22 protein-coding genes and 1 pseudogene are annotated in these 22985 nt (G+C 67.8%); 13 read left to right on the plus strand and 10 right to left on the minus strand.

What is annotated here, in order from left to right; all coding sequences use genetic code 11:
- Nucleotides 1-34: 34 nt before the first annotated feature.
- From JHD80_RS15255 to htpX, 3 genes are read right to left on the minus strand one after another with little or no spacing between them, the layout of a single operon-like run.
- Nucleotides 35-1780, minus strand: coding sequence for a heparinase II/III family protein (locus JHD80_RS15255; RefSeq protein WP_199088812.1), 1746 nt, complete (start codon nucleotides 1778-1780; stop codon nucleotides 35-37).
- 57 nt (nucleotides 1781-1837) lie between these two features.
- Nucleotides 1838-3199 (minus strand): RsmB/NOP family class I SAM-dependent RNA methyltransferase, encoded by a 1362-nt coding sequence (locus tag JHD80_RS15260; RefSeq protein ID WP_199088813.1) that lies wholly within the window; start codon nucleotides 3197-3199, stop codon nucleotides 1838-1840.
- Nucleotide 3200: 1 nt separating this feature from the next.
- Entirely contained in the window at nucleotides 3201-4130 is a 930-nt protein-coding gene (htpX, locus tag JHD80_RS15265; RefSeq protein WP_199088814.1) for a zinc metalloprotease HtpX, read from the minus strand.
- Nucleotides 4131-4246: 116 nt separating this feature from the next.
- On the opposite strand from htpX, the gene JHD80_RS15270 reads away from it, so the two are divergent.
- Complete coding sequence (locus tag JHD80_RS15270) at nucleotides 4247-4468, plus strand: DUF1674 domain-containing protein (protein ID WP_199088815.1); 222 nt, start codon at nucleotides 4247-4249, stop codon at nucleotides 4466-4468.
- A gap of 88 nt (nucleotides 4469-4556) precedes the next feature.
- On the plus strand, nucleotides 4557-5861 hold the full coding sequence (locus JHD80_RS15275; protein WP_199088817.1) for a class I SAM-dependent methyltransferase: 1305 nt from the start codon (nucleotides 4557-4559) through the stop codon (nucleotides 5859-5861).
- Nucleotides 5862-5957: 96 nt separating this feature from the next.
- On the opposite strand, the gene JHD80_RS15280 is transcribed toward JHD80_RS15275, so the two are convergent.
- Complete coding sequence (locus JHD80_RS15280; RefSeq protein WP_199088819.1) at nucleotides 5958-6275, minus strand: DUF2853 family protein; 318 nt, start codon at nucleotides 6273-6275, stop codon at nucleotides 5958-5960.
- A gap of 240 nt (nucleotides 6276-6515) precedes the next feature.
- On the opposite strand from JHD80_RS15280, the gene JHD80_RS15285 reads away from it, so the two are divergent.
- Complete coding sequence (locus JHD80_RS15285) at nucleotides 6516-7463, plus strand: 2-hydroxyacid dehydrogenase (protein WP_199088820.1); 948 nt, start codon at nucleotides 6516-6518, stop codon at nucleotides 7461-7463.
- 4 nt (nucleotides 7464-7467) lie between these two features.
- Here JHD80_RS15285 and JHD80_RS15290 read toward each other — a convergent pair whose 3' ends face one another.
- From JHD80_RS15290 to JHD80_RS15305, 4 genes are all read right to left on the minus strand, one after another.
- Nucleotides 7468-7980: a L,D-transpeptidase gene (locus JHD80_RS15290; protein WP_199088822.1), complete on the minus strand. Its 513-nt coding sequence runs from the start codon at nucleotides 7978-7980 to the stop codon at nucleotides 7468-7470.
- A 113-nt stretch (nucleotides 7981-8093) separates the two neighbouring features.
- The gene (locus JHD80_RS15295; protein WP_199088824.1) at nucleotides 8094-8918 is read right to left on the minus strand and encodes a heme ABC transporter ATP-binding protein; all 825 of its coding nucleotides are present in this window, start codon (nucleotides 8916-8918) and stop codon (nucleotides 8094-8096) included.
- Nucleotides 8911-9990 carry a FecCD family ABC transporter permease gene (locus JHD80_RS15300; RefSeq protein ID WP_199088841.1) on the minus strand — a complete coding sequence of 360 codons (1080 nt, stop codon included), beginning with the start codon at nucleotides 9988-9990 and terminating at the stop codon, nucleotides 8911-8913. The genes JHD80_RS15295 and JHD80_RS15300 overlap by 8 nt, the downstream gene beginning before the upstream one ends.
- A 23-nt stretch (nucleotides 9991-10013) precedes the next feature.
- Nucleotides 10014-10964, minus strand: coding sequence for a heme/hemin ABC transporter substrate-binding protein (locus tag JHD80_RS15305; protein ID WP_248311571.1), 951 nt, complete (start codon nucleotides 10962-10964; stop codon nucleotides 10014-10016).
- Nucleotides 10965-11316: 352 nt separating this feature from the next.
- Between JHD80_RS15305 and hmuQ the strand changes: the two genes are divergently transcribed.
- The 3 genes from hmuQ to JHD80_RS15320 all read left to right on the plus strand — a co-directional run bounded on the left by hmuQ (nucleotide 11317) and on the right by JHD80_RS15320 (nucleotide 13795).
- A complete protein-coding gene (gene hmuQ / locus JHD80_RS15310; protein WP_199088826.1) occupies nucleotides 11317-11664 on the plus strand; it encodes a heme-degrading protein HmuQ in 348 nt (115 codons plus the stop codon).
- A 12-nt stretch (nucleotides 11665-11676) separates the two neighbouring features.
- On the plus strand, nucleotides 11677-12198 hold the full coding sequence (hutX, locus tag JHD80_RS15315) for a heme utilization cystosolic carrier protein HutX (protein WP_199088828.1): 522 nt from the start codon (nucleotides 11677-11679) through the stop codon (nucleotides 12196-12198).
- Between the two features lie 229 nt (nucleotides 12199-12427).
- Complete coding sequence (locus JHD80_RS15320) at nucleotides 12428-13795, plus strand: hypothetical protein (protein WP_199088830.1); 1368 nt, start codon at nucleotides 12428-12430, stop codon at nucleotides 13793-13795.
- Nucleotides 13796-13799: 4 nt separating this feature from the next.
- Here JHD80_RS15320 and JHD80_RS15325 read toward each other — a convergent pair whose 3' ends face one another.
- Entirely contained in the window at nucleotides 13800-14522 is a 723-nt protein-coding gene (locus JHD80_RS15325; RefSeq protein ID WP_199088832.1) for a fused DSP-PTPase phosphatase/NAD kinase-like protein, read from the minus strand.
- 152 nt (nucleotides 14523-14674) lie between these two features.
- On the opposite strand from JHD80_RS15325, the gene ppa reads away from it, so the two are divergent.
- Nucleotides 14675-15214, plus strand: coding sequence for an inorganic diphosphatase (gene ppa / locus JHD80_RS15330; protein WP_199088833.1), 540 nt, complete (start codon nucleotides 14675-14677; stop codon nucleotides 15212-15214).
- A 217-nt stretch (nucleotides 15215-15431) separates the two neighbouring features.
- On the opposite strand, the gene JHD80_RS15335 is transcribed toward ppa, so the two are convergent.
- Complete coding sequence (locus JHD80_RS15335; protein WP_199088835.1) at nucleotides 15432-16307, minus strand: HpcH/HpaI aldolase/citrate lyase family protein; 876 nt, start codon at nucleotides 16305-16307, stop codon at nucleotides 15432-15434.
- Between the two features lie 91 nt (nucleotides 16308-16398).
- Between JHD80_RS15335 and JHD80_RS29290 the strand changes: the two genes are divergently transcribed.
- The 6 genes and pseudogenes from JHD80_RS29290 to JHD80_RS15370 form a co-directional block, all read left to right on the plus strand.
- Complete coding sequence (locus tag JHD80_RS29290) at nucleotides 16399-18111, plus strand: serine/threonine dehydratase (protein WP_349237275.1); 1713 nt, start codon at nucleotides 16399-16401, stop codon at nucleotides 18109-18111.
- A 219-nt stretch (nucleotides 18112-18330) separates the two neighbouring features.
- Nucleotides 18331-19392, plus strand: coding sequence for a MaoC family dehydratase (locus JHD80_RS15350; protein ID WP_199088836.1), 1062 nt, complete (start codon nucleotides 18331-18333; stop codon nucleotides 19390-19392).
- Between the two features lie 157 nt (nucleotides 19393-19549).
- Nucleotides 19550-19945 carry a succinate dehydrogenase, cytochrome b556 subunit gene (gene sdhC / locus JHD80_RS15355; protein ID WP_248311572.1) on the plus strand — a complete coding sequence of 132 codons (396 nt, stop codon included), beginning with the start codon at nucleotides 19550-19552 and terminating at the stop codon, nucleotides 19943-19945.
- Between the two features lie 11 nt (nucleotides 19946-19956).
- Complete coding sequence (sdhD, locus tag JHD80_RS15360; RefSeq protein ID WP_248311573.1) at nucleotides 19957-20349, plus strand: succinate dehydrogenase, hydrophobic membrane anchor protein; 393 nt, start codon at nucleotides 19957-19959, stop codon at nucleotides 20347-20349.
- 4 nt (nucleotides 20350-20353) lie between these two features.
- On the plus strand, nucleotides 20354-22186 hold the full coding sequence (gene sdhA / locus JHD80_RS15365; RefSeq protein ID WP_199088838.1) for a succinate dehydrogenase flavoprotein subunit: 1833 nt from the start codon (nucleotides 20354-20356) through the stop codon (nucleotides 22184-22186).
- Nucleotides 22187-22195: 9 nt separating this feature from the next.
- A pseudogene (locus tag JHD80_RS15370) lies at nucleotides 22196-22909 on the plus strand (succinate dehydrogenase iron-sulfur subunit); the annotation flags it as partial.
- Nucleotides 22910-22985 lie beyond the last annotated feature (76 nt).

A 22985-nucleotide genomic window follows, 5' to 3' on the forward strand; every position in this document is an offset into this window, starting at 1 on the left:
GCTGCAAAAGGCAAAAGCCGCCGTCGCAGAACCGTCACGCGTCGGGTGCGGGTTCCGCGGCCGCGCGCTCGGCGATCACGTCGGCAATCGTCCTGCCGGCGCGGGGATTGGCGGCGCTGATCCGATGGAGGCGCCAGATGACGCGCGGCGTCGCCCCGGCATCGAAGGCGACGACGAGCTGCTCGGTGCGGCGCCTGCCATCGGAGCCGGCCAGGAAGATGCTCTCCTCGATGGCGATGGTCAGTCCGCCGGCTTCGAAGCTCCAGACCTCGCCGGAAGCGAGCGCCAGGAGCGCGCCGCTGCCGTCGCGGACGAGGCTGGCCCGGACATTGGGGTGGAGATGGAAACGCAGGGCGGCGGGGAGCTCCGTGCGCGCGCCCGACACGGCGACCTCGTCCTCGCCTGCAAGCGCTGCGCCGTCGCGCGCCAGTGTCAGGCGCCGGGTATGGACGGCACCGAGGCTGCGGCGATAGCCGTCATGGCTGGCGACCCATTCAGGCCCGTCCGCGCCATCCTGGCGGGCGACGCGGACGTCCCGCGGACCGGCGACGACACGCATCTCGCCGAGAACCATGCCGAAATTCGCGCTGGAGCGATCGTCGAGGACCAGCGTGGAATGGGCGGCGGTGCTGCGCGCGGCGAGCTTCAGCTCGGGCAGGCCGAAGCGGCTGGCGCCGCAATTGACGATGATGCGCTGCGGGCCGCTGGAGAATTCGAAGGCAAGGCAGCCGGCATGGGCCTCGACCGAATAGGCGCCGCGCGGCGGCGGGCCGGCATCGGCGACGACGATGCTGCGCTCGGCCGAAAGGCGGCTATAGCCGGAATAGGCGGCATGCTCGGTCGGGCGGCCGCGCGCATCGTCATAGGCCGCGAGCGTCGCCATCAGGTCGGGCGGCGTCGTGCCCATGCCGTTGAACAGGGCGAGCGCGCCGTCGCCATGCCGGAACAGGCGCAAATGAGGCATCATCCGCTCGATCGCGGTCATCACGCCGCGCGGCGGTTCGAGGCCGCGGGCGGCGAAGGTCTCGCGCAACGGCAGGAGATCGAGCAGGAACTCGATCAGCAGGCGCGGATTGCGCGAGAGATGGCCGCCATCGGGCAGGATCTGCTCGGTCAGTTCCTCCGAAAGCAGGATTTCGATCCGGCGCCGGCGGCCGTCCTGGCCATCGAGGCAGATCGCGGCGAAGGCGATGGCGATCAGACCGTTCAGCCGGTCAGCACCGTCTACGGCGCCGGCCAGGGCGAGACTCAACCGGTCGGTCAGGCGCGAGACATGGCGCAGATAGCGCTCGTAGAAAGCGTGGTCGGCGCCTTCCAGCAACAAGGGGGAGTGCGACAGGAAGGAGATCAGCCGGCGCGCCATGACGGCCGGGCGCCGGGCGATATCGTGGCGGTCGCGGCGCCGGGCGATGAAATCCTCGACCAGGCTGCGGGCATTGGCGCGGGCGATGGCCGTATCGGCGGCGCGCATGTGGCGCAGCCAGCCGAAGCCGTAGAGCCCCTCGGCCCAGGCATCGCTCGGCGGCGTCGCGTCGAAGGGAGACTCGCCGTGGCTGCGCAGGGTGCGACCGGCAAAGGCATAATAGCCTGCGTAGAAATCGCTGGCCGTCGTCGGATCGGCGGTGCGCAGGTCGTGCGGCGCGAAGAGCAGGCGGGTGGCGTTGCTGCGGCCGAAGGGCCAGAGCCTGCGGGTGGCGCCGACGAAATGGCCACGGGTCCGCCGCGCCGCCCGTCCGATCGCGGCCTGGGCCAATCCCCGTCGCTCAACCCACCCGCTCAAATCCCCCGTTAGCTCCGTCCCCGGGCGCGGCGGCGCGCCGCGCGAATCCCGGTCCCGTCATAGCCTGATCAAGCGGGTTGCGTAAAATCCCGCCCATCCCGACAGACGCGGGGTTTCGCCCTGCAACTGGTGCGGAAGGGTGCGGATATCGCCGTTCGCATCGATCGCGTCAGTCAAACCGCCGATTTCTGTAGGTTGGACCGGTTCGCGACGAAACTGGGGATTGCGCGCGAGGAACGCTTCAGTCTGCTCCTCGCCCTCCTGCGGCTCCAGCGAGCAGGTGCAGTAGACGAGGCGCCCGCCCGGCTTGGTCAGGGCGGCGGCGGCATCGAACAGGCGGGCCTGCAGGGCGGCGAGGCGGTCACGATCTTCCGGCAACTTGGTCCAGGCGACGTCGGGATGGCGGCGGATCGTGCCGGTCGCGCTGCAGGGGGCGTCGAGCAGCACGGCATCGAAGGGTTCGGCCTTCCAGGTCACTGCATCGGCGGTGACCACTTCGGCTGAAAGGCCGAGGCGGGCGAGATTGGCCTTGAGGCGGCGCAGGCGCGGGCCCGAGCGGTCGAGCGCGGTGACATGGGCGCCGGCCGAGGCGATCTGGGCGGTCTTGCCGCCGGGAGCGGCGCAGAGATCGGCGATGCGCTCGCCAGGCTTCGGAGCCAGCAACTTCACCGGCAAAGTTGCTGCTGCGTCCTGCACCCACCAATCGCCCTCGTCGAAGCCGGGCAGGCCGGCGATGGCCTGGCGCTCGCGCAGGCGCACCGAGCCGACCGGCAAGGCGATGCCGTCGAGCTTCTCGGCCCAGCCGGCCGGATCGGCCTTGACGGAGAGATCGAGCGGCGGCTCCTCGCGATGGCTCCGCGCGATCGCGGCGGCAGTGTCCTCGCCATAGGCGGTGCACCAGCTCTCGATCAGCCAGTCGGGCGTATCGCCGAAGACTTCCGCCTGGGCTTCGGCCAGCACCGCGTCGCGCTCGCGGGCGAGGCGGCGCAGCACGGCATTGCCGAGCGCCGCATAGCGGGCCGAGCGCGGGTCCTCGTGCAATTGCCGGATCGCGATATCGACGGCGGCATGGTCGGGCACGTCGAGGAAAAGGATTTGCGCGGCGGCGGCCGTCACGATCGGCTCGAACGGGCCGGATTTGCGCGGGCTGCCACGGTCGAGCCTTGCGTCGATGGCCTGCTGGATCGTGCCGAGGCGGCGAAAGGCGGTGACGGTGATGGCGCGGGCGAGGCTGGCATCGGCCGCATCGAGCCCGGATTCCGGCAGCATCCGCTCCAGCGTCTCGTCGAGCGCGACGCGGGCGCGCAGCACTTCGTCGATGACGGCTGCCGCGAGCCGGCGGGCCGGCAGGCCCGGCGCATCGTCGAGTTTCGGCGCTTCCGGCTGGGGCGGGCGGGGCGAGGAGGATTGAGCGGCCATATCAGCCCCACGGGCCCGGCTGGCGCGGGGCGTTACCCCAGGGATTGTCAGCGGCCTGGGCGGTAAAGCCTGCGCTCGCATTGCCGCGGCCGATGCCCAATGCGCGCGCCTGTTCCATCAGGGCGGCGATGCGATTGCCGGTGTCGGGATGTGTCGAGAACAGATTATCCATGCCGCCGCCGGTCAGGGGATTGATGATGAACATGTGCGCCGTAGCAGGCTTGGCTTCGGCTGTCTCGTTCGGGATGTGTTGGACGCCGGCCGCGATCTTGGCGAGCGCGTCGGCCAGCCAGACCGGATTGCCGCAGATCTGACCACCGAGCTTGTCGGCTTCATATTCGCGCGAGCGCGAGATCGCCATCTGAATCAGCGCGGCCGCCATAGGGGCGAGGATCGAGAGCAGGATCTGGACGATGAAGTTCGGGCGGTTGTCGCGCGAGCCGAAGAACATGCCGAAGGTGACGAGCGAGGAGATCGCACCGGCGAAGGTCGCGGTGATCGTCATGGTTAGCGTATCGTGGTTCTTGATATGCGCGAGTTCATGCGCCATCACGCCGGCCAGTTCCTCATAGGTCAGCGTGCGCAGGATGCCGGTGGTCGCGGCAACGGCGGCATTCTCGGGGTTGCGCCCGGTGGCGAAGGCGTTGGGCTGGTCCTCCTGGATCAGGTAGACGCGCGGCATCGGCATGTTCGCGCGGGCCGCGAGATCGCGCACCATGCCGTAGAGCTCGGGCGCGGTACGCTCGTCGACCTCCTGGGCGTTCTGCGCGGCGAGCGCCAGCCGGTCGGAATTCCAGTAGCTGAAGAGATTGGTCACGGCCGCGAAGCCGAGCGCCATCAGCATGCCGCCCCCGCCGCCGAGCAGATAGCCGACTGCGCCGAAAAGCGCCGTCAGGCCCGCCATCAACATGCCGGTGCGCACGTAGTTCATCGCATTCCCTTCTCCGGCGCCTGTTCGCGCAAGCCCTCGCATCTGCGAGCGTCGTGCCCTATGTGGTGAGGGGAAACCCGATCCTGCAAGGAAATCCTGCAAGGAAACGCGCCGAAATGCCCGAGAAGACCGATCAGGACAGCCCGCCAGAGGCGACCGAGCGCAAGGTACTGTCCCCCGCAGCGCAGCGTGCACTAGCGGAAGCCGCCGCGCGCCGGGCCGCGATCGACGCCCATGCCGCGGAGGTTGCCGGGCAGCGCGAGGTCAACGGCCGCGGCGGGCTGGAGCCGGTGCGCTATGACGACTGGGAAGTGAAGGGCATCGCCAGCGACTTCTGACGCGGCTGGACTGCACGCAAATCCCTGAAACATTGCCAATTTTTGCACTTGCGTCCAAACAGCAGCCGGACAGCAGCGGATTCGCCTCATGGACAGCAACGACAAGCGCCTCGCGGCCCTGCGCCGCCTTCTCGCCGAGGCGCATGAGAAACTCGGCCTGAAGCTCGGCTTCCGGCTCTGGGACGGCAGCATGGTCCCTGCGTCCTGGCCGGCCGACGGGCTCGCCATCGGCATCGCCGATGGCGGCGTGATGGCGGCGCTGATGCGCAAGCCGAAGCTCGACACCGTGCTCCACCTGCATATCGCCGACCGTATCTCGATCCTGAACGGCTCGATTTTCGATCTCGCGGCGGCACGGCCGGAGGGCAAGATCGGCAAGCTCGCGCGCGATATCCCGAAGAGTGCCGTGTTCGACGTCGTCCGCCGCTTCATCTTCGCGCCGGGCAAGGCTGCGGCGGCGGTCAGCCATCGCAAGGGCGACGAGATCGCGCGCGACGGCGATCCGACCACGAACAAGGCGAATGTCGCCTATCACTACGACGTCTCGAACGAGTTCTACCGGCTCTTCCTCGACGAGGAGATGGTCTACACCTGCGCCTATTTCACCGAGGACCACGGCGATATCGGCCGGGCGCAGCAGGACAAGCTCGACATGATCTGCCGGAAGCTGCGGCTCAAGCCCGGCGACCGCTTCCTCGATATCGGCTGCGGCTGGGGTGCTTTGGTCTGCCATGCCGCGCGCTATTATGGCGTCGAGGCCCATGGCGTGACGCTGGCCGAGGAGCAGCTCAAATACGCGCAGGCGAAGGTCGAGCGCTGGGGCCTGCAGGACAAGGTGACCCTGCACCTGCGCGACTACACGCAGATGGAAGGCGAGTTCGACAAGATCTCCTCGATCGGCATGTTCGAGCAGGTCGGCATCCGCAACTACCCGACCTATTTCCGCACAGTGAACCGCCTGCTCCGGCCGCGCGGCCTCTACCTGCACCACACCATATCGCGCCGCGCCAAGAAGACCGAGAAGGCCTTCAACAAGATGCCGGCGGAATATCGGGCGCTGGTGCGCTACATCTTCCCCGGCGGCGAGCTCGACCATCTGGGCATGTCGATCACCAATCTCGAGCGCCATGGCTTCGAGGTCCACGATGTCGAGGGCTGGCGCGAGCACTACCAGCGCACGACGCGGCTGTGGTGGGAAAGGCTTGAGGCCAACAAGGCCAAGGCCGAGGCCGAGATCGGGCCGGAACGCACCCGGATGTGGCTGCTCTATCTGGCGGGTTGCTCGCTCGCCTTCGAGCGCGGCGGGGCGCTGATCAACCAGACGCTGGTCTCGAAGCGGCGCAAGGGCCCGTCCGGCCTGCCGCTGACGCGCGCGGACCTCTACCGCTCCTGAATTTGCGCGCCCGAACAGGACGATGGCCGGCGTGAGCGCCGGCCCGCCATTCCCTGTCTCTTCGGGGGATCGTCCGGCGACCTGCCGGGCCGAGGCCTACTTCTTGATGAAGAGGTCGAGCTTTCCGTGATGCTCGGCCAGGAGATAGTAGAAGGTCAGGCGGGACTTGGTCTTGTCGGCCTTCATGTGCTCGCAGATCGCTTTGATCGAGCCGTCGAGATCGCCGGATTTCAGACCGAGCTTCTTCTTCAGGAAATTCTCGCGGACGCGGTCGAGTTCGGCCGGATCGGAGCAGGCGACGTAGCGGGTGTCGGGTTTGCCCATCACCAGAGCGTAGGATTTGGTCATGCCGGCAAAGGCAGCTTCGTTCAGCGGCTTCTTGGCGAACTTCTTCACGTCGGCGAGATGGTCCATCTGGTAGCCCCTTCCTTGCCCATACGAGCGTACGGGCGGTTACGTGTCGCGAGCGAAGGTTAACGCGGTTCTGCGCAGTCGGCGAGGGGGCAAGCGGCGCGATTTCCGGATTCTGGAACCGCCTGGCCCAATCTTTGGTCGAAGACCGGAATGCGTGGCGGGGATGACGGAACCAACGTCAGCATGGGTTGAGCAACGGCCGATGCGGTGCTGCGATGCAGCATCCTCCGGAGCATGACGATGAAGCCGACGATCCTGATGATGCCGCGTCTAGCCGATGAAGCGATCGCGAGCCTGAAGCAGCACTATACGGTGCTCGGACCGGTCCAAGGCGACGATGCGGCCAGCGTGCCGGCGGAGGCGCGAGAGGCGCGGGTCCTGGTCACCTATGGCGGACGCCGGACCGGTCCAGACCTTATGGACGCCTTGCCGAAGCTGGAGCTGATCGCCTGCTACGGCACCGGCGTCGAAGGGGTCGATGCGGCCGCCGCCAAGGCACGCGGCATCAGGCTCTGCAACGCCGCCGATGCCAATGCGCGCAGCGTTGCCGAATTCGCGGTGGGCCTGATGCTCTGCGCGATGCGCGGGATCGGGCGGGGCGACCGTTTCGTCCGAGACGGCCTCTGGACCAGCCGGGGGATCGAGCCGGTGGCCAATACGCCCGATCTCGCCGGCCGCAAGATCGGCATCTATGGGCTTGGCGCGATCGGCTCCCGCATCGCGAGCCGGGCCGCGGCCTTCGAGATGGAGGTCGGCTATCACAGCCGCTCGCCCAAGCCGGAATTGTCCTACCGGTTCCATGACAGCCTCATCGGTCTCGCCGAATGGGCCGATGTGCTGATGGTCGCGGTGCGGGCCAGCGCCGAGACGCGCAATGCGGTCGATGCCGCCGTGCTCGATGCGCTCGGGCCGGAGGGCTATGTCGTGAACATCTCGCGCGGCCTCGTCATCGACGAAGAAGCGCTCTGCGATGCCTTGGAGCAGAAGCGGATCGGCGGTGCGGCGCTCGATGTCTTCGCGGCCGAGCCGCATGTGCCGGAGCGGCTGCGCAAGCTCGAGAATGTCGTGCTGACGCCGCATATCGCCGCGAGTTCCCAGGACGCCAGGAAGGCTCAGCTGCGGATGCTGCTCGGCAATCTCGAAGCATTCTTCGCGGGGCGGGCGATGCCGTCCTCCGTCCCGCTCTGACGGGTCAGGGCAGGACGACGACCGGCGTGCCCATCTGGACGCGGGCGTAGAGGTCGATCACGTCCTGGTTGTGCATGCGGAAGCAGCCGTAGGAGGCGGCGGTGCCGATGGTGTTCGGCATGTTGGTGCCGTGGATGGCGTATTCCCCGCCCGGTCCGAGGCCGATGACGCGCGCGCCCATCGGGTTGCGCGGCGAGCCGCCGGGGATGACGTCGGGCAGGCGGGGATTGTCGCGCTTCACTTCGGCCGGCGGTGCCCAGGCCGGATCGACCTGCAATTCCTCGACATATTTGACGCCGCGCCACTGCTTGCCGGCCTTGCCGACGGCGATGGTGTAGCGGATCGCCTCGCCGGGTGCGGTGACGAAATAGAGCTTCCGCTCGCCGGTACGGATCACGATGGTGCCGGGGTCGAAGCGCTCGTCGCGCATTCCGACGATATCGCGCGCCTCGACGGGCAGCGCGACTGCGCCTGCTGCCGAGAGGGCAAGGGTGGCTAGGGCGACATGTCTGAGCATGGTCGGAACTCCCGCTGGAAACTGGCGGGAGTTGTCGCGCCGCAGCTGTGAAGCGCGGGTTGAGCGATATGGTGAAGCGGTGATTCACGATGAATCGCCGGTGAATCAGTGCTTTAGGCCGCCGGCCGGGTCCGATGCTGCTGCGGCAGCAGGAAGGGCAGGCCGGGAGCCGGCGCGCGGCTCAGCGTCAGGTCGACCTTGAACACCTGGCGCAGCAGTGCGTCGTCGAGCGTCTTGGCCGGCGGACCCTGCGCGATGATCTGGCCCTGATCCATCACGACGAGATGGTCGGCATAGGTCACGGCGAGGTTGAGGTCGTGCAGCACGATCAGCACCGCGACCCCGCGGGCGGCGATGGCGCGCGCCATGTCGAGCAGCGCGAGCTGGTGGCAGAGGTCGAGGCTGGCGATCGGCTCGTCGAGGAAGAGCACCTGCCGCTCGGCGACGCTGCGGCCGGCTTCGAGCTGGCAGAGCACGCGGGCGAACTGGACGCGCTGCTGCTCGCCGCCGGAGAGGGTCTGATAGCGCCGGCCGGCGAAGTCGATGACGCCCGCGGCAGCTAGGCTTTCGGCGACGATCGCCTCGCGGCGCTGGCGCGTCAGCGCTCGGCCGATGCCGTCGACGCCGAGGCTCGCGACCTCGTAGACGCTGAAGGGGAAGGCGAGGCGGGCATGCTGCGCCATGACCGAGCGCAGGCAGGCGAGCCGCCAGGCCGGGACCGCGGCGAGCGGCTCGCCGGCGATGCGGATTTCGCCGCCGGCCGGCTTGATCTCACCCGTAAGCAGCTTGAGCAGGGTCGATTTGCCGGCGCCGTTGGGGCCGATCAGGATCGTGGTGCTGCCGCCAAACAGCTCCAGGTTCGCCTCGGCGACGAGCTTGCGCCCCCCGGCAACGAAGCCGACGCCATGGCCGGAGAGGATCGGGTTCGCGTCAGACATCGATCAGGCTCGTGCGGCGCAGCAGCAGCCAGAGGAAGAAGGGTGCGCCGATCGTGGCCGTGACGATGCCGATCGGTAGCTCCGCCGGGACGACGATGAGGCGCGCGACGATATCGGCGCCGACCAGCAGCATTGCGCCGCCCAGCGCCGAGAGCGGCAGCAGCAGGCGGTGATCGGGGCCGACCGAGAGCCGGATCAGGTGCGGCACAACGATGCCGACGAAGCCGATCAGCCCGGCGGTGGCGACGCTGGCGCCGACCGCGAGCGCGACCAGCAGGATCGCCAGCGCCTTGATGCGCTGGACGGAGATGCCGAGATGATAGGCCTCGGCCTCGCCGAGCATCAGGCCGTTCAGGCCACGCGCCAGCAGCGGCATCAGCAGCAGCAGCGGCAGGATGATCGGTGCCACCACCGTCAGCTTGGTCCAGCTCGCGCCGCCGAGGCTGCCGAGCGACCAGAAGGTCAGGTCGCGCAATTGCCGGTCGTCCGACCAGAAGGCGAGAAGCCCGGTCAGGGCGCTCGCAAGCGCGCCGAGCGCGACGCCGGCCAGCAGCATCGTCGCGACCGAGGTGCGGCCGCCGCGGGTGGCGATGAGATAGAGCGCCAGCGTCGAGATGAGGCCGCCGCAGAAGGCACCGGCGGGCAGGGCGGCGAAGGGCAATTTCATCATCGTGCCAGCGAGGAAGCGGTCGCCAAGCACGATCGTGGCCGCGGCGGCGAGCGCCGCGCCGCTGGAGACGCCGACGAGGCCGGGATCGGCGAGCGGATTGCGGAACAGCCCCTGCATCAGCGCGCCGGACACCGCGAGCCCGGCGCCGACGAGCAGGCCCAGCAGCACGCGCGGCAGGCGGATATTGAGCACGACGAGGACGTCGCGCCCTTCGAGCAGGCTCGTATCCCCGGTGAGACGGGCCATCAGGATCTCGGCGACGCGGCCGGGCGCGATCGCGATCGCGCCCTGGCCGATCGCGACGATGGTCAGCAGCAGGCAGGCGAGAGCGAGGCCGGCGATGGCGAGCAGGCCGGCGCGGCGGCGGCTCGCGATCAGGGTGGTCAGCGTCGCGGTGGCCATGGTCGGGGACGGTGCCGCGAGCGTCACGGTGCGGCAGCGGTCTTGAGCGGGGGGATCGCGGCTTCCGGATAGATCGCGGCCATCAGGTCGCGCGCGGCCATCGGCGTGCGCGGACCGAAACCGAGGAGATAGAGCCCGTCCATATGGACCAGCCGCTTGCTGGCGGCCGCCGGAATCTGGGAGAAGGCGGGCATCGCGAAAAGCTCTTCGGGCGTGATGTTGTGGGCGCTGCTGTTGCGCATCATCAGCACCATCTCGGGCGCGGCCGCCGCGATCGCCTCGTCGGTCATCGGCTTGTAGCCTTCGATCCCGTCAGCGACGTTGATGCCGCCCGCCAGCGCGATGATGCCGTCAGCCGAGCTGTTGCGCCCGCCGACCATGGCGCGCCCGTTCTGCAGCGAGAGCAGGAAGAGGATGCGCTTCTTCTTCGCAAGGCCCGAGCGCAGGGTGGCGAGCTCGTCGAAGCGCGCCTTGGTCTGCGCCGCCAGGCGCTCGGCCGGAGCGGCCGCGCCGATCGCGGCGCCGATCGCGGCGATCTTGGTGGTGACGCCCTCCGGGGTCAGCCCGTCGCGGATATGGGCGATCTTCACGCCGGATTCGTTGAGCAGCGACACCGCGTCCGGCGGGCCGGCGCCGTCGATCAGCATGATCAGCGAGGGCTTCAGCGACAGCACGCCCTCGGCCGAAAGCGCGCGGACATAGCCGATATTGGCCTTGTCCTTCAGGGCCTCCGACGGGAACTGGCTGGTCGAGTCGACCCCGACGATGCGGTCCTGCAGGCCGAGCGCATAGATCACCTCGGTGATGACGCCGCCGGCGACGACGACGCGGTCCGGCGCCTGGGCCAGCGCGGGGCCGGTCAAGGCCGCGGGGAGCGCGAGGCCGAGCGCGCTCAAGGCGAGGGTCGCCGCCATCTCGCGGCGGCTCGGCTGCCGCAGGCCACGATGCGCTTCGGTGATGCGCAGACCAGACATATCGCAACTCCGTTCGGGCACAGGCGGCAGGATTTGCCGCAGCGATTGCCCAGCAAGAAGGTCGTGTTCAGTTTAAAATCATTCCAATCAAAGTAGTTCTTGCTTTTAATTATTCAAAACAAGATCCACTTTGCGGTATTATTGACGCTGATATTAGCCTTTACTACAAGGGGTCAAGGGCAACGCCAAGGCGCAGCCGGTCCCGCCAGAGGATTCCCTCCGGCGGCCGGCTTTCGGTCATGTGCATGTCCCGGCTCGCATTCTCCGGCCGGAGACGTTCGAGACGGGATGGTGATTGCCTGGTTTCGTTCGTTTCCGCCGGTTTCCGGCGCGTCAGATGCAGGGTTTATCGATGTTCATCGCCATGAATCGCTTCAAGGTCGTCAAGGGCGAGGAAGCCGCCTTCGAGACGGTCTGGTCCTCGCGCAAGACCCGCCTCGACGAGATGCCGGGCTTCCTCTCCTTCCACCTGCTGAAGGGGCCGGAGAAGGAGGATCACACGCTTTATTCCTCGCATACGAGCTGGGCCTCGAAGGAGGATTTCACGGCCTGGACCAAGTCCGAGCAGTTCCGCGAATCGCATCGCAATGCCGGCCAGCCGCGGCCGAAGCCGATGTATCTCGGCCATCCCGAGTTCGAGGGCTTCGAGACGGTGCTGAGCGAGACCAACCCGCATCTGCCCCGCCAGGCGGCCGAGTGAGGCCTTAAGCCGATGACCATCGCCGACACTATCGCGCGCGATCCGATGGAGCATGCGCGCTCCCTGCTCGCCGCCAAGCCCGACGGGCTGATCGAGGCCGTCGCCCGCGAGGCGAAGGTCTCGACCCGTGCCGTCCTCGAGCTTCTCCCCGAGCCGCAGCGCCAGTTCGTGGCGCCCGAGCGCTTCGAGGACGTCTGGAAGGACCTCGCGACCTGGGGGACGGTGCTCTTCCTGATGCACACGCCCGACATCGTGCTCGAATGCGAGGGATCCCTGCCGGTCGGCAGCTTCGGCCACGGCTATTACAACATCCATGGCGACAGCCCGATCGGCGGGCATATCAAGGCCGAGAACTGCCGGGCGATCTATCTGGTCGACCGCTCGACGGCGCAGGGCCGGCGCGCCTGCTCGGTGCATTTCTTCAACGGCGCCGGCGAGGTGATGTTCAAGGTCTTCGTGCGGCGCGATGCCGCGCGGGCGCTGCTGCCAGATCAATTGGCGCGGTTCGAGGCCCTGAAGACCGCATTCGCCTAGCCCTAAAAACGACATGGTCGGTGGCTCATGCATCGCGCGCTAGAGGCCGCGCGATGCGGCCACCGATGAAGGCGATGAGCGCTATTTACCAGTCGTTAACCATGTTGGCGCAGCCTTCGCGGCAGAAAGCCTGCTGCGCATGACCGCATCTCGCGACCAGGAATTCTTGGACGACGATATGCACCTGTCCAGCGCGAGGCCGTCAAACGGTCCGGCGACAGGAGTCGATATGGCCGCGCATGTCACCATGGAACGAGCCCTTCTGCCGCATGGTCGCCCGGCGCTGACCCTGGCGGCCGGGCGTCGCTTCGTGGCGGCGCGGGTCCCGGCCCTGCGTTCGAGCTTCGGTTCGGCGGTTCTGCTCGGCCTGCGCTTCGTCCAGGCCCGCCTGATCTCGGTCTGGGGCCTGATCATCGCGGCGGCCCTGTGCCCGCCTTTCGTGTTCGCCGCCTTTGCCGTGTTTTCCGCGGCTGCCAACTTCGTGTCGATCGCCTCGCTTCTGCGGCTCGAGGCGGTGTTCTTCCAGAACAGCGACCGGGCCCGGCTCGGCCTCGCCTTCCGGCTCGCCGCTGCGGTCGGCCTGGCCTTCCTGACCATCGCTGCCGTGGTGCTGACCGGGCTCGCGGTCATCGGGTGGGTCGCGCCGGCGGTCGCCTTCTTCTTCCTGGTCTCGCTGGCGGCGCGTTCCGTGCTGCGCCTGCTCTGGTCGGAGGCGACGGCGGAAGGGGATTTTCGCGCCATCGGCAACAGCAATGTCGTCCAGGCGGTGGTCCAGCCCATCATCATGCTGGTCCTGATCGGGATCTTCGGGCCGAAGGCGTTGACGCTGTTCATGGCCGATGCGCTCGGCCATGTCCTGGCGGCCATCTATCTCCTGCGGCGCCGTCGCGAGGCCGTCGCGGCGCTGGTTCGGCCAGCACTGTGGTCCCGGCAGAGCCTCGTGCAGGCGGCGTTCCGCTGGCGGGACGCGCCGCATGCATTGCTGCCTTCGGCGCTGCTGGCCTATGGCTTCGCGATCGCGCCGCTGCTCGCCCTGCCTTATGCCAGCAATACCGTGCTTGCGGCACAGGTCGCCCTGTCGATGCGGCTTCTGGACGTGCCGAGCCAGATGTTCGGTACGGTCTCGACGCCGCTCGTGTTGAATCGTCTGCGCGCTCATGCCGTTGCGCGCCGGCGTTTCTGGGCGCGGATCATGACGCTCGGCCTGGTCGTCGGCGCCACGATCCTGTTCAGTGCCGTCGCCGGCGCCGCGCTCGTGGCCGACCACTGGCTGGTCGGCACCAAATGGCAGGATCTGAGCGAGGTCGTCGCGCTGCTGGCGGCGTTCTATATCGGCATCGCCGTGCTCGGGCCGCTCCAGGAAGTGGCGACGCTTTCGCGCCAGCCCTTCTGGCAGGTCGCGATCAACGGCGTCGCGCTCGTCGCGCTCGTGGCGGCCATGGCGTGGTTCCGTGCCCTGTCGCCGGAGCTGCTGCTGACGATCGGCGCCATCTCGATCCTGCGGACGCTGATGCACGCCGTCTTCATCTGGCTGCATCTCGACGATCCCGCCGAGGCTCCGTCCGACGGCTTCGCTGCTTCAGGCGCGGCCCGCTGAGCGCCTATTCCCGCCGGATCAGCTTGTCGGCGACCAGCGAAGACAACAGGCCCGGCTTGAACTCGCGTTCCAGCCGCTCGGGATCGTAGACCGTCGCGACCCAGTCCAGGAACGGGATGCCCTTGGCGTCGCCCTCGCGGCGATAAGCCTCGAAGAAGGCATCGAGGATGCCGGTCTTGGCGAAGCGGAAATGGCCGTAGCGCAGCGAGAGCTGGCGCATGGCTTCGTCGAGCGGGCGCCCTTCATGGACGAGCAGATAGAGCGCCGAGAAGAAGCCGGCCCGGTCGGCGCCCGATTTGCAATGCACCAGAGCGGGTTCGTCGAGGCTGTCGAAGAAGGCCTTGGCGCCGAGGATCGTCTCACGGTCCGGCGCGCCGCGCGAACGCAGCACGAAATCGACGAGTCGGATGCCGTGGCGCTCGCAAGCCTCCTTCTGGAGCGGCCAGGAGCCGTGCTCGCGCCCGCCGCGCAGGTTGACGATGGTCTTCACGCCCTTGCGGGCGAAGGCGGCGATCTGGCCGGGCGCCGGCTGGGCCGAGCGCCAGAGCCGCGGCGTGACGCGGTGCGCGTTGAGATAGGCGAGCCGGAAGATGCCGTGGTCGACCAAGAGCATATTGGCCCAGGCGCGCAGGCGCTGGCCGCGGCCCTCGATCGGCCGGTCCCAGCGGGCGATGCGGGCCATGCGGCGGGCATAACGCTCTTCGTCGGGGCGCAGGCGGCTCAGCATGGCCTGATTTCTGAGCTGTTCATGGGGGGCCGGATAGCAGCGCGGGCGCGCCTACGCAAATCGTCTGGTGACCACGCGCTACGGAAGGGCTTGGACTTTTCGCCGCGAACTTGCATAAGGCCCGGCAAAATTCCCAAGCGACAGGTTCCAGAATGCGCATCGACGCCATCTCCATCGGCAAGAACCCGCCCGAAGAAGTCAATGTCCTGATCGAGGTGGCGATCGGAGGCGAGCCGATCAAGTACGAGATGGACAAGGAGGCCGGCACGCTCTTCGTCGACCGCTTCCTCTATACGCCGATGCGCTATCCCGGGAACTACGGCTTCATCCCGCATACGCTCTCGGAAGACGGCGATCCGTGCGACGTTCTGGTTGCCAATACGCGCCCGCTGGTGCCGGGCTCCTATATCGCGGTGCGTCCGATCGGCGTGATGCTGATGGAGGACGAGGGCGGGGGCGACGAGAAGATCATCGCCGTGCCCGTGCCGAAGCTGACCAAGCGCTACGAGAACGTGCATAACTACACCGATCTGCCGCAGATCACGCTCGACCAGATCCAGCACTTCTTCGAGCACTACAAGGATCTCGAGCCCGGCAAGTGGGTCAAGCTCAAGGGCTGGGGCGACGCCGCCATGGCCAAGAAGCTGATCGTCGAGGCGATCGAGCGCGCGAACGCCGCGAAGAAGGGCTGAGCCCCGGCGACGGCCGTCATCTGCGTTGACGGAAGGTGTCATCCCGTGCGCGTTGCGGCGCGAAGTGCCGCGGCGCAGACACGGGATCGCATGACCGAAAGGCGCCCTTATCTGAAGACGGTCCCGCATCTGCGCAGCGGCACTTCGCGCCGCAGCGCGTGCGGGATGACACCCTTCATCAAAACCTTTGCCGGATCGGGCGCCATAATTCGCTTGATCAGGCGGCGATCGCGTCAGCCAGCGCGACCGTGCGGCGCGCCATCTCGGCATGGAGCAGTTCGACCATGCGGCCGTCGAGCTGGATCGCGCCCTTGCCGGCATTCTCCGGCAGGTCGAAGGCGGCGATGACGGCGCGTGCCCGGGTCAACTCGGTCTCGTCGGGCGCGAACACCGTGTTGGCCACCGCGACCTGCGAGGGGTGGATCAGGGTGCGGCCGTCGAAGCCGAGGTCGCGGCCCTGCTCGCATTCGGCCAGGAAGCCGGCCTCGTCCTTGATGTCGTTATAGACGCCGTCGAGGATGTCGAGGCCATGGGCGCGGGCGGCGAGCAGGGCGCTGGTCAGCCAAGGCAGCATCGGCGCGCGGCCCGGCACGAAGCGGGCGCGGGTTTCCTTGGCGAGGTCGTTTGTGCCCATGACGAAGCAGGCGAGCCGCGCCACGGGATCGCGCGCGGCACGGGCGATGCGTTCGACATCGAGGATTGCGAGCGGCGTCTCGATCATCGCCCAGACCGCGATAGCGCGGTCGGCCCAGAGGCCGTTCAATAGGTTGCCCACCTCGTGCAGCGTCTCCGGGCTCGAGATCTTCGGGATCAGGATCGCCTGCGGCTTGGCCTCGGCGGCGGCGGCGAGATCGTCCGCGAACCAGGGCGTGCCGACGCCGTTGACGCGGATCACCAGCTCGCGCCGGCCATAGCCGCCGGCCTTCACGGCCGCGCAGACCTGTTCCCTGGCGGTCGCCTTGGCATCGGGCGCGACCGCGTCCTCGATGTCGAGGATCAGCACGTCGGCGGCGATATCGCGGGCCTTTTCCAGCGCGCGGGCGTTCGAGCCGGGCATATAGAGGGCGCTGCGGCGGGGGCGTATCGTGCTCATGGTCTCTCCTGACACGGGCCGGCTTGTATTGCACCGCACAGTAGAGCAACGCAGTCGCAATACCAGCGCTGCGAAAGGCGGAGGAAACGGGATGGCGTGGCTTGCCGGCGTCGATGGCTGCAAGGGCGGTTGGATTGCGGCGCTTGCGTCCAATGATGGATGGGACACGCCGGTGATCCGTGTGGTGCCACGCTTCGCCGATCTGTTTTTCGGCGAGATCGTGCCTGAACTCGTCGCGGTGGACATGCCGATCGGCCTCCCGGACCGTGTGCACGGCTCCGGGCGTGGGCCGGAGCAGGCGGTGCGGGCGCTGCTCGGCGACAGGCAGTCCTCTGTATTCTCCATTCCCGCGCGCCAGGCGGTCGAGGCGACCGACTATCGGGAAGCCTGTGCGCTGGCGCTCGCCGCCTCCGATCCGCCGCGCAAGGTCTCGAAGCAAGGCTTTCACCTGTTCCCGAAGATCCGCGAAATCGACGGCCTGCTTCGCTCGGAGCCCGGATTGCGCGAACGCGTCTACGAGATCCATCCCGAGCTTGCCTTCCGCACGATGCGGGGCGCGCCGCTGCTCCACCCCAAGAAGATCAAGGGCGTGGTCAATCCCGCGGGTTTGGCCGAGCGCCGGAGCCTGCTGGTCGCAGCCGGGCTTCCGGCGGAGACGGCGGGCTCCCGTCCGCCGCGCGGGGCTGCTGCCGACGACCTGCTCGATGCGCTGGCGGCGCTGGTCGTCGCCCGGCACATTGCTGCCGGGCGCGGGCGCCCCTTTCCCGATCCGCCGGGACGCGATAGCCACGGTCTTCCGATTGCGATCTGGACCTATCGTCCAGTCTCCGAGCCTCGTCAGGATATCGTCATGAGCGCACGCCCCGTCACCCGTCCGATGATCGAGGAAGCGGCTGCGCGCATCGCCGGCCATGCCCGGGTCACTCCCGTGATGCGGCTGGGCACCGGCGCCTTCGGCTCCGCTGCCGATATCTCGCTCAAGCTCGAATGCCTGCAGCATGCCGGCTCGTTCAAGACGCGCGGCGCCTTCAACAACCTGCTCTCGCTGCCGGTGCCGGCGGCCGGCGTCTCGGCCGCGTCGGGCGGCAACCATGGTGCTGCCGTGGCTTATGCCGCATCGAGGCGCGGCGTGAAGGCGACGATCTTCGTGCCGGAGATCTCGCCTGCGGCCAAGATCGAGGCGATCAAGCGCTTCGGTGCCGATGTCGTGGTCGGCGGCGCGCAGTACGACGACGCGCAGGCGGCCTGCGACCGCTTCGTCGCGGAAACCGGCGCGCTGAAGATTCATCCTTTCGCGGCCGCGGAGACCATCACCGGCCAGGGCACGCTCGGCCGCGAATGGGACCAGCAGGAGCCCGATCTCGACACCGTGCTCGTCGCGGTCGGTGGCGGCGGCCTGATCTCGGGCATTGCGAGCTGGTTCGCGGGCAGCAAGGTCAAGGTCGTCGGCGTCGAGCCGGAGGGCTCGCGCGCCTTGCAGGCGGCGCTCGACGCGAAGGGGCCGGTCGAGGTCAAGGTCGCGTCGGTGGCGGCGGATTCGCTGGGCGCCCGCAATGTCGGCCAGCTCGTCTATGACGTCACCCGGGACAGCGTCGACCATGTCGCGCTGGTGCCGGACGCGGCGATCACGGAGGCGCAAGGCGTGCTCTGGCGCGATTTCCGGCTCGCGGTCGAGCCCGGTGGGGCGGCAGCGCTCGGCGCGCTGCTCTGCGGGGCCTACAAGCCCGCGAAGGACGAGCGGCTCGGCGTGCTCGTCTGCGGCGCCAATGTCGACCTGGCGAAGCTCGCGGCGATCGTGGGGTGAACGTTTGTCATTCCGGGATGCCGCGTCGCGGCAGACCCGGAACCCACGACGGGGTGAGCGCCCTGATCGTCATTGTTCGCGCAACAGGTCGCACCCGGTCGTGGATTCCGGGTTCGTCCCTGTGGGACGCCCCGGAATGACAAGACGCTCGATCGTTCGTCGGGGCTTGCCGCCGCCCCTGGTTGCAACGCAAACTCGTCTGCGATCAGGAGACGATGCATGTCCGGTTCTAGCCCCAAGACCAGTTCCGGCCGTTTCTTCGAGGATTTCCACCTCGGCGACAGCATCGTCCATGCGACGCCGCGCACGGTGCGGGCTGGAGACGCGGCGCTCTATTCGGCGCTCTACGGCTCGCGCTTCGCGGTGCAGTCCTCGGACGCTTTCGCCAATGCGATCGGCTATCCGACCGCGCCGGTCGACGATCTCCTGGTCTTCCACATCGTCTTCGGCAAGACGGTGCCGGATGTCTCGCTGAACGCCGTCGCCAATCTCGGCTATGCCGACGGGCGCTTCCTGAGGCCGGTCTATCCGGGCGATACGCTTTCGACGACCTCAGAGGTGATCGGGCTGAAGCAGACCTCGTCGGGCGATTCCGGCATCGTTTATGTCCGCTCGATCGGCCGCAACCAGCGCAACGAGATCGTGCTCAGCTATGCCCGCTGGGTGCTCGTGCGCAAGCGCGAGCCCGGCACGCCGGCCCATGCCGAGCAGGTGCCGGAGCTCGTCAAGGCCGTGCTGCCGGAACAGCTCGGCGAGGGCTGCCCCCGGATCGAGCTTGCTGCGTACGACGACGCGCTCGCCGGCTCGCCCTTCCGTTGGGGCGACTATGCCGTCGGCGAGCGGATCGACCATGTCGACGGCGTGACTGTCGAGGAGGCGGAGCACCAGCTCGCGACAAGGCTCTACCAGAACACCGCGCGGGTGCATTTCGATGCGCATGCGGCGCAAGCGACCCGCTTCGGCAAGCGCCTGATTTATGGCGGGCATGTCATCAGCCTGGCGCGGGCGCTGTCCTTCAACGGGCTCGGCAACGCCTTTCACATCGCCGCGATCAATGGGGGGCGCCATGTCGCGCCGCTCTTCGCCGGCGACACGGTCTATGCCTGGAGCGAGGTGTTGGGGAGTGCGGAGGTTCCCGGCCGGGGCGACGTCGGCGCGCTGCGGCTCCGGCTGGTCGCGACCAAGAACCGGCCCTGCGCCGACTATCCGCTGAAGGCCGGCGATCAGTACGATCCGAGCGTGATCCTCGATCTCGACTACTGGGCGCTGCTGCCACGGTAACGTTTGCGTAAGAAAATGACGATTTTCAGAATCTGTAACTTCGTTCTGTCGATGCCGCATTGCAGCGCCGGAACGGTTTCGTTAGACAACCAGTCACTCTAGAATGATCCCAAATGGGTCCGCCGCCGTCGACGGACCGCCTGACCGGAGAAGAAGATTGGCCGAGGTCAAGCCCGCGGCGCGTCCGCTTTCGCCCCACCTGCAGATCTATCGCTGGTCCTGGACGATGGCGATGTCCGTCGCCCATCGCGTCACCGGCACGGGGCTCTATCTCGGCACGGTGCTGATCGCCGCCTGGCTGGTCGCCGCCGCATCGGGGCCCGCCGCCTTCGACACGGCCCAGGCCATCGCCGGTTCGTTGCTCGGCCGGCTCGTGCTCTTCCTCTACAGCTTCTCGCTGATCCACCACATGGTCGGGGGCTTGAGGCATTTCATCTGGGACATGGGCAAGGGCTATGAGCCTGAGACCCGGATGAACATGGCGAAGTTCACGCTCGTCGCCTCGGTGAGCCTGACGGTCCTGGTCTGGATCGTCGCCCTGGTCCTGCGCTGAGGAGCCCGCTCATGCTGTCCAATTCCTCGATGCGCACCCCGCTCGGCCGCGTTCGCGGCCTCGGCTCCGCCAAGTCCGGCACCGGCCATTTCTGGCTGCAGCGCGTCACCGCCGTCTCGAACCTGATCCTGACGATCATCTTCATCGGCATCGTCATCGCGCTGGTCGGCCGGCCCTATCCGGCGGCGGTCGCGCTGTTGTCGAACCCTCTCGTCGCGATCCTGATGCTGCTCTTCATCCTCTCGGCCTGCATCCATATGCGGCTGGGCATGCAGGTCATCATCGAGGATTACGTCCAGTCGGAGGGGGCCAAGGTCCTCGCCGTCATGGCCAACACCTTCTTCGCCATCGCGATCGGCGCGGCCAGCGTCTACGCGGTGCTGAAGCTGTCTTTTGGAGGCTGATCCGATGGCGATCACCAAGTCCCGCCCGGTCCCGGCCTATACCGGCACCGCCTATCCGATCACGGACCACACTTTCGACGTCGTCGTCGTCGGCGCCGGCGGCGCGGGTCTGCGCGCCACCGTCGGCTGCTCGCAGGCCGGCCTGCGCACCGCCTGCATCACCAAGGTGTTCCCGACCCGCTCGCACACCGTCGCGGCCCAGGGCGGCGTCGCCGCCTCGCTCGGCAACATGGGCAAGGACACCTGGCAGTGGCATATGTACGACACCGTGAAGGGGTCGGACTGGCTCGGCGACCAGGACGCGATCGAATATCTCGTGCGCAATGCGCCGGCTGCCGTCTACGAGCTCGAGCATTGGGGCGTGCCCTTCTCGCGCACCGAGGATGGCCGCATCTATCAGCGGCCCTTCGGCGGCATGACCACCGAATTCGGCGAGGGCCCGCCGGCCCAGCGCACCTGCGCCGCGGCCGACCGCACCGGCCACGCCATGCTGCACACGCTCTACGGCCAGGCGCTGCGCTACAATACCGAGTTCTTCATCGAGTATTTCGCCATCGACCTGATCATGGACGAGGACGGCCATTGCCGTGGCGTGATCGCGCTCAAGCTCGATGACGGCACGCTGCACCGCTTCCGTTCGCAGCAGACCATCCTGGCGACCGGCGGCTATGGCCGCGCCTATTTCTCGGCGACCTCGGCCCATACCTGCACCGGCGACGGCGGCGGCATGGTGCTGCGCGCCGGCCTGCCGATGCAGGACATGGAGTTCGTGCAGTTCCACCCGACCGGCATCTACGGCTCGGGCTGCCTGATCACCGAGGGCGCCCGCGGCGAGGGCGGCTATCTCACGAACTCCGAGGGCGAGCGCTTCATGGAGCGCTATGCCCCCTCGGCCAAGGACCTCGCCTCGCGCGACGTCGTCTCGCGCTCGATGACGATGGAGATCCGGGCCGGCCGCGGCGTCGGCAAGGACAAGGACCACATCTACCTGCATCTGGATCATCTCGATCCGAAGATCCTGCACGAGCGCCTGCCCGGCATCTCGGAGAGCGCCAAGATATTCGCCGGCGTCGACGTGACCCGCGAGCCGATTCCCGTGTTGCCGACCGTGCACTACAACATGGGCGGCATCCCCACGAACTTCCACGGCGAGGTTCTCACCAAGGTCGGCGGCGATCCGGACACGGTGGTGCCCGGCCTGATGGCGATCGGCGAAGCGGCCTGCGTCTCGGTGCATGGTGCCAACCGCCTCGGCTCGAATTCGCTGATCGACCTCGTGGTGTTCGGCCGCGCGGCCGGCCTGCGCTGCGCCGACACGGTGACGGCGGGCGAGAAGCAGCCGGAACTGCCGAAGGGCTCTTCCGATCTCGCCCTGACCCGTCTCGACAAGTACCGCAATGCTTCGGGCGGCACGCCGACCGCGGTGCTGCGCGACCGGATGCAGCGGACGATGCAGAACAACTGCGCCGTCTATCGCGAGGGCGCCACGCTCGAAGAGGGCCACAAGCTCATCCACGAGGTCTGGAACGGCATCAGTGATGTCGGCACCAAGGACCGCTCGCTGATCTGGAATTCCGACCTGATCGAGACCCTGGAATTCGACAACCTGATCACCCAGGCGGTCGTGACCATGGATTCGGCGCTGAACCGTCCGGAAAGCCGCGGCGCGCATGCCCGCGAGGACTATCCGAACCGCGACGACAAGGACTGGATGAAGCACACGCTCGCCTGGATCGACGACGAGAAGCGCACGATCACGCTCGATGACCGGCCGGTGCACACTTACACGATGTCCAACGACATCGAGTACATCAAGCCCAAGGCACGGGTGTACTGAGGGACTCCGATGGCTGAATTCAATCTCCCGAAGAACTCCCGCCTCGTCGAGGGCAAGGCCTGGCCGAAGCCGGCCGGGGCCAAGAAGCTGACCGAGTTCAAGGTCTATCGCTGGAGCCCGGACGACACCGAGAATCCGCGTACCGACACCTATTATGTCGACCGCGACGATTGCGGGCCGATGGTTCTCGACGCCCTGATCTGGATCAAGAACAAGGTCGACCCGACGCTGACCTTCCGCCGCTCCTGCCGCGAGGGCATCTGCGGTTCCTGCGCCATGAACATGGATGGCAAGAACGGGCTGGCCTGCACCACCGGCATCGACGAGTGCGGCGGCACCGGCAAGAATTCGGGCAAGGTCGCGATCTATCCGCTGCCGCATATGCCTGTCGTCAAGGACCTCGTGCCGGACCTGACGCGCTTCTATGCCCAGCACGCCTCGATCGAGCCCTGGCTGCAGACCACGACGCCGGCTCCCGAGAAGGAATGGCGCCAGGCCAAGGACGACCGCGAGAAGCTCGACGGGCTCTACGAGTGCATCCTCTGCGCCTGCTGCTCGACCTCCTGCCCGAGCTACTGGTGGAACGGCGACCGCTATCTCGGCCCGGCCGCACTGCTGCAGGCCTATCGCTGGCTGATCGATAGCCGCGACGAGGCGACCGGCGAGCGGCTCGACAATCTGGAAGACCCCTTCCGCCTCTATCGCTGCCACACCATCATGAACCTGTCTCTTATACACATCTAAAAGGGGGGGGGGGGGGGGGGGGGGGGGGGGGGGGGGGGGGGGGGGGGGGGGGGGG

Origin of the sequence: Allobosea sp. ASV33, assembly GCF_016428755.1 — a bacterium.
Taxonomy (GTDB): Bacteria; Pseudomonadota; Alphaproteobacteria; order Rhizobiales; family Beijerinckiaceae; genus Allobosea.